Origin of the sequence: Candidatus Palauibacter sp. (genome assembly GCF_965222475.1) — a bacterium.
Classification (GTDB): domain Bacteria; phylum Gemmatimonadota; class Gemmatimonadetes; order Palauibacterales; family Palauibacteraceae; genus Palauibacter.
The window spans coordinates 765,005-773,880 of the sequence record NZ_CBDCUB010000007.1; the positions used below are offsets into that span (position 1 = coordinate 765,005).

The 8,876-nt window shown below is 69.8% G+C and carries 8 protein-coding genes; 3 read left to right on the plus strand and 5 right to left on the minus strand.

All coding sequences use genetic code 11. The annotated features are described in order from the left end of the window. Position 1 precedes the first annotated feature (1 nt). The 3 genes from dinB to ACOQPP_RS15345 are packed head-to-tail and all read right to left on the minus strand — an operon-like array spanning position 2 to position 3,420. Entirely contained in the window at positions 2 to 1,237 is a 1,236-nt protein-coding gene (dinB, locus tag ACOQPP_RS15335; protein WP_420636845.1) for a DNA polymerase IV, read from the minus strand. After that, positions 1,224 to 2,060: a glycerophosphodiester phosphodiesterase gene (locus tag ACOQPP_RS15340; protein ID WP_419167797.1), complete on the minus strand. Its 837-nt coding sequence runs from the start codon at positions 2,058 to 2,060 to the stop codon at positions 1,224 to 1,226. Before ACOQPP_RS15340 ends, dinB begins: the two co-directional genes overlap by 14 nt. Further along, the gene (locus tag ACOQPP_RS15345; protein WP_420636846.1) at positions 2,053 to 3,420 is read right to left on the minus strand and encodes an NTP/NDP exchange transporter; all 1,368 of its coding nucleotides are present in this window, start codon (positions 3,418 to 3,420) and stop codon (positions 2,053 to 2,055) included. Before ACOQPP_RS15345 ends, ACOQPP_RS15340 begins: the two co-directional genes overlap by 8 nt. A gap of 104 nt (positions 3,421 to 3,524) precedes the next feature. Between ACOQPP_RS15345 and ACOQPP_RS15350 the strand changes: the two genes are divergently transcribed. Then, positions 3,525 to 4,856 (plus strand): NTP/NDP exchange transporter, encoded by a 1,332-nt coding sequence (locus ACOQPP_RS15350; protein ID WP_420636847.1) that lies wholly within the window; start codon positions 3,525 to 3,527, stop codon positions 4,854 to 4,856. A 27-nt stretch (positions 4,857 to 4,883) separates the two neighbouring features. Here ACOQPP_RS15350 and ACOQPP_RS15355 read toward each other — a convergent pair whose 3' ends face one another. Both ACOQPP_RS15355 and ACOQPP_RS15360 read right to left on the minus strand, forming a co-directional pair. Then, entirely contained in the window at positions 4,884 to 5,828 is a 945-nt protein-coding gene (locus tag ACOQPP_RS15355) for a hydroxypyruvate isomerase family protein (protein WP_420636848.1), read from the minus strand. Then, positions 5,821 to 6,702, minus strand: coding sequence for a sugar phosphate isomerase/epimerase family protein (locus ACOQPP_RS15360; protein WP_420636849.1), 882 nt, complete (start codon positions 6,700 to 6,702; stop codon positions 5,821 to 5,823). Before ACOQPP_RS15360 ends, ACOQPP_RS15355 begins: the two co-directional genes overlap by 8 nt. A 135-nt stretch (positions 6,703 to 6,837) precedes the next feature. Here ACOQPP_RS15360 and ACOQPP_RS15365 point away from each other — a divergent pair, with 135 nt between their 5' ends. After that, positions 6,838 to 7,467, plus strand: coding sequence for a gluconate 2-dehydrogenase subunit 3 family protein (locus tag ACOQPP_RS15365; RefSeq protein WP_419167792.1), 630 nt, complete (start codon positions 6,838 to 6,840; stop codon positions 7,465 to 7,467). Then, positions 7,464 to 8,876, plus strand: a 1,413-nt coding sequence (locus tag ACOQPP_RS15370; RefSeq protein ID WP_420636850.1) for a GMC family oxidoreductase N-terminal domain-containing protein, incomplete at its 3' end; no start/stop codon positions are given. The genes ACOQPP_RS15365 and ACOQPP_RS15370, both read left to right, overlap by 4 nt.

Here is an 8,876-nt window from a genome sequence, read left to right on the forward strand (position 1 = left end):
GTTACGAACCTCTCGGATGGGAGTCCAGCAGCGCGGCCCGCTTCAGGGCGTCGCGGCCGAAGCGCTCCGTGAGCGTGTCCACCGTCTCCGCCAGGCGGCGTTCGGGGCACTCGCCGCCGGCCGGAGCGGAGGGGGCGCCGCCTTCTTCATCGAGGAGCGCGAGTTGTTCGGCGGCGGGCGCGTCGAAGCCGGACAGGCTCACGCCGATGAGCCGAACCCGCCGCCGAGGGTCGTCGGCCTCGAGAAACAGCGATCGGGCCACCGGCCAGATGGTCTCCGTCGTATCCGCCGGCCGCTCGAGCGTCCGCTGCCTCGTGTGCGTCTCGAAGCCGTCCCAGCGGAGCTTCAGGTGTATCGTCCGTCCGGCGATCCCGTGCCTGCGAAGTCCCCGCGCGACGCCCTCGCACAGCCCCAGCAGGGTGCGCTCGACGCGGTCCCGGTCCGCGACATCCTGCGGGAAGGTGACCTCCTTCCCGTGCGACTTCCGGCCAGCGGCCGGCTTGACCCGCCGCGCGTCGCGTCCGTTGGCGAGATCGTGCAGACGGCGGCCCAGGCTGGGGCCCAGCGACGCCTCGAGGGCGTCGGGATCCAGCTGCGCCACCGCCCCGATCGTATGCAACCCGAGTTGTGCCAGCCGTGCCTGGACCTTCGGGCCGGCGCCCCACAGCCGCGACACCTCGAGGGGCACGAGAAAATCGCGTTCGGTGCCGGCCGGGACCACCACCAGGCCGTCCGGTTTTTCGAGATCGCTCGCGACCTTGGCGACGTACTTGCTCGCCGCCACGCCGACCGAGGCGGTCAGCCGCTCCTCGCGTGCGATGCGCCGCTTGATGCGGCCGGCGATCTCCGGGCCGGTGCCGAACAGCCGGCGGCTCGCGGTGACGTCGAGGAAGGCCTCGTCCAGAGAGAGCGTCTCCACCTGGTCCGTGAAGGAACGGAAGATGTCGAAGATTCGGGCCGAGATCTCCGCGTAGAACCGGATCCGGGGGCGGATGTACACCGCCTGCGGGCAGCGGCGCCACGCCTGCGAGATCGGGAGCGCCGAGTGGACGCCGTAGCGCCGCGCCTCGTAGTTGGCCGTCGAGACGACCCCGCGGCCCCGGCCGTTCCTGGGGTCGGAGCCGATGACGACGGGTTTGCCGCGCAGCGAAGGGTCCTCGCGGATCTCGACCGCCGCGTAAAACGCGTCCATGTCGACGTGGAGAATGGTGCGCGTCCGCGCCTCAGGCTGCGGCATGGCCCCACACCTCGATCTCATCCAGGATCCGGCGCGCCCGCCCCGGCGCATCGCTCACGAGTCCGTCGACGCCCCAGGTGAGGAGGCGCCGCATGTCGTCGGGATCGTTCACCGTCCACACGAACACGCCCATGCCGTCCGCGTGCGCCCGCCGCACGAAGCGCGGCGTGACGATGCGGATCGCCCCCTGCCGCTCCGGCAGCATGGCGGCGTCGCACCCGGCGGGGGCGAACGGACGGCCCAGGCCGACCTTGCCGAGGAGCACGTACGCCCGGAGTTCGTCCTGATAAGCGCAGCGCCAGCGCGCCTCCCGGCTCGCCGGTTCCACCTCCTCGCGCTCGAACCCGCCGACCAGGATCCGGTCCCGGTCCCTGCTCTTCTGCAGCCACTCCCCCAGCGCGTGCCCCGCCGCCGCCGACTTGATCTCGGCCACGACCGGCAGGTCGCCGAGCGCTTCCAGCACCTCCTCGAGGGTGGGGATCCGGACCCCTCTTCCGCGGAAGGGAAACGTCTTCCCCCGATCCGTACTGAAGCGGTATCCGGCGTCGAAGGCGCGCAGTTCGTCCAGCGTCCGGTCTTCCACCGGCCCGGTCCCGTCGGTGGTGCGAGGGAGATTCGGGTCATGGATGACCATGAGGTGCCCATCCGCGCTCCGGTGGAGGTCGAGCTCCACCGCGTGGGCCCCGACGTGGACCGCGTGCTCGAAGGAAGGGAGCGTGTTCTCGGGAGCGAACGCCGCGGCGCCCCGGTGGCCTATGACCCGCAGAGGGGAACCGGGACCGAACAGGTCGTCGCGCAGGCCCGGCGCCGGGGGGTCAGGCATCCACCCGCCGAGCCTGCGCCCGCCCGAGTCCGATCGAGAGCGCGATCCACATGCCGGCGAGCGGCGCGGTCGACATCGCCACCCACGCCAGCCCCAGCCCGAGTATCGCGAACAGGCTGTCGATACCGGCTCCGGCGAGGTCACCGCCCCGATACAGGAAGACATCGACGATCGGCTTCGCCTTGTACTTCTCCGCGGGCGCCACGACCGAGAAGAGCGTCTCCCGGGAGGGGCGCGAGACGGCGTAACGCGTCGCGCGGTGGACGGCCTGGAAGATCAGCATCACGCCGTACACGGGCCACGCCGCCAGCACGACGAAACCGAGCACCGTGACGAGCGGCAGGATGGCGAGCGTCCAGCCTACGCCCAGCTTCCGGATCAGGTGCGTCGTGATGAAGATCTGCGTCAGCAGGGTCGCGAACTGCGCGAGGGAGTCGAAGTCCGCGAAGCTCCCGACCCGCTGGCTGAACGTGTCCGTCGATTCGAGGATGACGTTCGCCTGGGTGAAGTAGATCAACGTGTTCGACACGGCCATGAACACGACCCAGAGCCCGACGCCGAGCAGGTACGGCGACGTGGCCACGGCCCGCATCCCTTCCAGGGCCCCGCCCCCGATCCGGGCGTTCGAGCCCCCACGTCCAGCGCTTTCCGCGCTCGGACCCGCGCTCGCCGCCGCGCCGCCCGCCTCCAGCCGCGAGAGGGCGGATCGGCCGGCCCTTCGGTCGAGGATCAGCATGACGGCGATCGCCAGCGCGAAGCAGCCCGCGCCGATGAGCATGAGGCCGGCGGGCAGGTACGGACTCTCGGTGAGGCCGCTGATGAGGCTCGCGCCGCGCCCCCCGGCGAGCGCCCCGAGGGTGCCGCCGATCCCGATGAAGGGGAACATCCTCTTCCCCTGGTCGACGTCGAACACATCGACCATGAAGGCCCAGAACACGCTGGTCGAGAAGAGGTTGATGACGCTGAGCCATACGTAGAAGGTGTATCCGACGCCCCGTGCGAGACCCGTCTCCGCGTCGGTGCCGATCAACCCGCCTCCCGCCCTCGCGTCCTGAATGAGGAGGGTCGCGAAGCCGATCAGGCAGGCGATGACGAACAGGTACGCGACCGGGATGAAGCGCCGCCGGTTCGTCCGCGCCACGACGCCCCCGAAGACGAGCACGGCGAAGAGAGACGCCAGCGACGTCACGGCGAACAGCCAGCGCAGGTCGTCCATCCCGCGGGCGACCCCCATCGCCTCCCGCACCGGACGGAGGAAGAAGTAGCCGCAGAGGACGAGAAAGAAGAAGAGCGCGGAGAGAAGCGCGAGGCCCAACTCGCCGCGCCTCATGTTGAGGATCCGTTCCGTGAAGCTGGCCACGCTCGCTCCCCCCGTTAGGTTCCGACGTCCTCTGAAGAGAATCCCTTTCTCCATCGACCGGCAAGCAGCGCCACCGTGAACCGCCACCCGGGAACCTCCCCCGCATGACCCCGCCTCCGGAGAGCGGTCCGCGCACGGTCGCCGCGCGTCTGACCGGCGCCCGTCCGGAGGAAGCCGGGCTCGTGCTGCTCTCCGCCCTCTACTTCTTCTTCATTCTCTCCGCGTACTACGTGATCCGGCCAATTCGGGAGGAGATGGCCGTGGCCGGCGGGGTCGAGAACATCCCCTGGCTCTTCACGGGGACCCTGGTCGGGATGCTCCTGGTTCACCCCATCTTCGCGGCGGTCGTGTCCCGGTGGACCCGGAGGCGGTTCGTGACGGTCACCTACCGCTTCTTCATGCTCAATCTCCTGATCTACTTCGCCCTGCTGAGCCTGGTGCCCGAAGGCGTCGCTTCGGTGTGGGTCGGCCGGACGTTCTTCGTCTGGATCAGCGTCTTCAACCTGTTCGTGGTCTCCGTCTTCTGGTCGTTCATGACCGACATCTTCCGCGAGCGGCAGAGTCGGCGCCTGTTCGGCCTCATCGGGGTCGGAGGCACGGTGGGGGGGATCGTCGGCTCCTCCATCACGGCGTTCCTGGTGGGGTTCCTCTCGCCCGCCACCCTCCTCCTGTTCTCGGTGGTGCTGCTCGAGGGGGCGGTTCTCTGCCTCAAGGCGCTCGATGCGCGTTGCGCGGGCGGGACGGCGCCCGGCTCCCGGTTGGAAGAAGCGGAACGCGTGATCGGGGGCTCGGCGCTGGAAGGGATCCGGCGCGTGCTGGCGTCTCCCTACCTGCTCGGGATCGGCGCCTTCATGCTGCTGTTCACGATCGGTTCCACGTTTCTGTACAACATCCAGGCGGACATCATCTCGCGAACGTTCGCGACGGCCACGGAGCGGACCTCGGTCTTCGCGCGCATCGACCTCTCCGTGAACGTGCTCACCCTGTGCACGCAACTGTTTCTGACCGGACGACTCCTGAAGTGGTTCGGCGTCCGGCTGACCATCGGGATCCTGCCCGTCATCAGCATCCTCGGCTTCCTCGCGCTGGGCGTGGCGCCGGTGTTCGCCGTGTTCGTCGTCTTCCAGGTGCTGCGGAGGGCGGGGAACTTCGCGCTGGCCGTACCGACGAGAGAGGTGCTCTACACCGTCCTCCCGCGGCGGGACAAGTACAAGGCGAAGAACTTCAACGACCTGTTCGTGTACCGGGCGGGCGACCAGATCGGGGTGTGGTCCTTCGCCGGGCTGGGCGCGCTCGGACTGGGCAGTGCGGCGCTGGCGCTGACCATGGTGCCGCTGGCGGGGCTGTGGCTGGCGGTCGCGCTGTGGCTGGGGAAGAAGCAGTCGGTGCTGGCGGGAAGCGGCACGCCCCGACCTCACGCGGCCGACGCCGGATAGCCGCGCCCGGAGACCGACCTCACGCGGTCAGACGTCGCAGAGTTCGACCGCCTCCCGCAGCGACTTCAGCGGGTCCCCGCTCCGGGGGATGAACTCGTGCGCCATGTAGCCCTCGAAGCCCGTGTCCGCGATGGCGCGCACGATCGGCGGGTAGTTCAACTCCTGGGAGTCGTCGATCTCGGCCCGCCCCGGAACCCCGCCGGTGTGGTAGTGGCCGATCCAGGGGCTCGCCTCCGTCAGCGTGCGGATGATGTCCCCTTCCATGATCTGCATGTGATAGATGTCGTAGAGGATCTTCACGCGGGGCGAGTCGACGGCCCGGATGATCTCGAGCGCGTAGTCCATGCGGTCGCCGATGTAGTCGACGTGCCCGCCGGGTTTCGAGTTCAGGACCTCGACGAGGATCGTCACCTCCTCCGATTCCGCGATCGGGGCGCACTCGCGCAGGCAGCGGATCGAGTTCTCGATGCCCACGCCGCCCTCCATCCCGCGGCGGTTGCCGAAGAAGCAGATGACGTTGGGCACCGAGACCCGGGCGGCGTGCGGGATGTGACGTTCGAACGCCTCGATGATGCCCGCGTGGTTTCGGGGCTCGTTGAGGCCGTCCTCGATCGTGCCGGCCGCGACATCGCCGCAGGAGACGATGAGCCCGTGATCGTGCGCCACCGGCCATTCCTCGACCGTGAGCAGGTCCATCGCGGTGAGACCCATGTCCGCCACCCCGCGGCAGAAGGGGACGAGCGGGATCTCCTCGAAACACCAGCGCGCCACGGATTGCGTGATCCGGCCCTCGAGTGGCGTGCTTCCTGCCATCCCGGGCGCCGCGTTGGCCGCCCGCGTCGAAGCTGGGTTCGCCGCGCCTTGAACGAGCAGGCCGAGCGAGGCGGCTCCCGTCGCGCGGAGGGCATCGCGCCGGCTGAGCGGCCTTCCGCCCTGGAGCGCCTCTCCCCCGGGCGCGGTCGGGTCAGCCATCGAGAGCCGCCAGGTACTCGTAGCTCGCCCGCACGGAGGCGGTCGGATCGGAGGGCGAGTCGTGCTCGACGAAGTGGTGAAGCAGGCCGGCCTGTCCGGCGCGTTCGAAGATGCCCTCGAAGTCGATCACCCCGGCGCCCACGTCCACCATCTCGCCGCGCGCGGTGCGGTCCTTCACGTGACAGAGTTCGAACCGGCCCGGGAAGCGCCAGAAATAGTCGAGCGGGTCGCCGCCGCCGTGCACGAGCCAGAAGAGGTCGACCTCGAAACGGACCAGGTCCGGGTCGGTGTTCTCGAGCATGACGTCGAGGGGGCGGACCTCTTCTTCTCCCTCTTCTTCCACTTCCAACGCCTGCAGCTCGAAGTCGTGGTTGTGGTACGCGAAGCGGAGCCCCGCCTGATCGCACCGCTCGCCGATCGAGTTGAGTTCGTCGGCGAGGCGCCGGTAGCCGGCCGCGACGGCGGTCGGCTCCTCGCCGCCACCGCTGCCTGGCCGCTCGGGGCCCGCCAGGTAGGGGAGGACCAGGTATCGGTGCCCGATTTCGGCCGCGGCCTCGGCGTGGGCCTCGAAACCGGTCCGCAACTCGCCAAGCGACAGGTGCACGGCGGGGGCGCTGAGCCCTTCCGCGTCGAGCGCCGCCCGGATCTGCGCGGGGGTGCGGCCGAAGTAACCGGCGAACTCCACTTCGCCGTAGCCGATGCGCGCGACATCCGCGAGCGTCCGCTCCACATCGCCCGCCATCAGCGACCGCACGGTGTAGAGCTGGAGCCCCCACGCCTCGGGGAGGGGTCGGCCGCTGGCGGCCGCGCGCCCGGCGCACGTGAGGAGCAGTCCCGCGCCAAGAGAATTCTCCAAAAATCTTCGTCTGTCCATGTCCGGAATATGTCGCTCGCCGGCGTCCCCGTCGAACGGTGGTCTTCGCACGGGCGGCGGGGTCGGGTATTATGGCGTTCTGCGGCGAACGCCTCGCCGCGTCGGATCGACGAAGGGCACTCTGGAGGATCGGCTGTGAGACGGCGCAGGGCTCTCAAGATCATGGGCGCCGCCACCGGCGCGCCGCTGCTCGTGCCGGGAGGGGCGGTGGCGCAGGCGCTGGCGCTCGGGCAGCGCATCCGCGCGGAGGTCGGCCCGGTCGGCGGCGCGCCGCCCGTGACGCTTACGCCCGCGCGGGCCCGGGCGCTGACGGCGCTCGCCGAGGTCATCCTGCCCCGGACCGACACGCCCGGCGCGAGCGAGGCGGGCGTCACCGCATTCGTCGATGCCCTCCTGACCGGTTGGCTGGACGCGTCGGACCGCGACCGTTTCCTGGCCGGTCTCGACGAAGTGGACCCCATCGCCCGGGCGGCCCACGGCGCCGACTTCGCCGACTGCGCCCCGGCCCAGCAGGCCGCACTCGTCGCACAACTCGACGAAGACCTCGACCGCCGCCGCCGGGACCCCGACATCGACGAGACCCGGACCTTCTTCTACGACGTGAAGCGGTTCACCCTCGCCGGCTACTTCACCTCCGAGGCCGGACTCCGCACGCTCGGATACCGCATCATCCCCGGCGCCTTCGAGGGCTGCGTCCTCCTCGACCAGTACGGCACGGGCGAACCCCGCCCCGGGGAGCGCAACGGAAACGGGAGCGCGCGGTGAGCCGCCGCCAGGAGACGTGGGACGCGATCGTCGTCGGCTCGGGCATCACCGGCGGGTGGGCCGCGAAGGAACTCACCGAACTCGGACTCCGCGTGCTGGTACTCGAAGCCGGGCCCATGATCGTCCCCGAGAGGGACTACGTCGAACACGTGCCCCCCTACCGCATGCCCTACCGCGGCTGGAACGACCGCAAGGCGCTGGCCGCCGAGCAGCCCGTGCAGCGCGAGTGCTACGCCTGCGACGAGATGGGCCGGAAGTTCTTCGTCAACGACATCGAGAACCCCTACACGACGGACGAAGACAAGCCGTTCCTGTGGATCCGGGGCCGCCAGGTGGGTGGGCGCTCGATCATGTGGGCGCGCCAGTCCTACCGCCTCAGCGACCTCGACTTCGAGGCCAACGCGCGCGACGGGATCGGCGTGGACTGGCCGATCCGCTACTCGGACCTCGCCCCGTGGTACGCGCACGCGGAGGAATTCGTCGGCATCAGCGGCCGGGCCGAGGGCCTCCCGCAGCTGCCGGACGGCGTGTTGCTGCCTCCCATGCAGATGACCTGCGTCGAGAACGCCGTGAAGGAGGCGATCGCGCGTGACTTCGGCGACACGCGGATGATGACGATCGGGCGCACGGCCGTCCTCACCCGCGACCACAAGGGACGCAGCGCCTGCCACTACTGCGGCCCCTGCCACCGCGGCTGCAGCACCAGGAGCTACTTCAGTTCGCTCAACGCCACGCTCCCCGCGGCGGAGGCCACGGGACGGATGACGCTGCGCCCGGACAGCGTCGTACACAGCGTGATCTGGGATCCCGCCCGCGGCCGCGTCACAGGGGTCCGCGTCATTGATCGTGAATCCGGTGAAGCTCTGGAGTTCTTCGGCGAGATCGTCATGCTCGGCGCCTCGGCGCTCGAGTCGACGCGCATCCTCCTCAACTCGAAGTCCGCCGACTTCCCCGACGGCCTCGCGAACTCGAGCGGGGCCCTCGGCCACTATCTCATGGACCACACCATGAGCACGGGCGCGAAGGCGAAGTTCCCCGGCTGGGAGGACCATGGCTACACCGGCGAGCGCCCCAACGGGATCTACATCCCTCGCTTCCGGAACGTGACGGAGCCCTCTCCCGACTTCATCCGAGGGTACGGCTACCAGGGCTGGTCGACGCGGCAGGGCTGGAGCCGCGGGCTCGACATGCCCGGGTTCGGGGCGGAGTACAAGCGCCAATTGACCGAACCCGGCGTGTGGGAGTTCGAACTCGGCGCCTTCGGCGAGTGTCTGCCGCGCGAGGAGAACTACATCGAACTGGACCCCGAGCGGGTCGATGCCTGGGGGATCCCGGCGCTTCGCATCCACTGCGAGTGGAGCGACAACGAGCGCGTCATGATGCGGGACAGCGCGGACCGCGCCGCGGAA

Bases quoted from the DNA above. Each gene is read 5' to 3' on its own strand.
- ACOQPP_RS15350 (WP_420636847.1), top strand. From the start codon at position 3,525: ATGACCCCGCCTCCGGAGAGCGGTCCGCGCACGGTCGCCGCGCGTCTG.
- dinB (WP_420636845.1), bottom strand. From the start codon at position 1,237: ATGCCGCAGCCTGAGGCGCGGACGCGCACCATTCTCCACGTCGACATG.
- ACOQPP_RS15360 (WP_420636849.1), bottom strand. From the start codon at position 6,702: ATGGACAGACGAAGATTTTTGGAGAATTCTCTTGGCGCGGGACTGCTC.
- ACOQPP_RS15355 (WP_420636848.1), bottom strand. From the start codon at position 5,828: ATGGCTGACCCGACCGCGCCCGGGGGAGAGGCGCTCCAGGGCGGAAGG.
- ACOQPP_RS15340 (WP_419167797.1), bottom strand. From the start codon at position 2,060: ATGCCTGACCCCCCGGCGCCGGGCCTGCGCGACGACCTGTTCGGTCCC.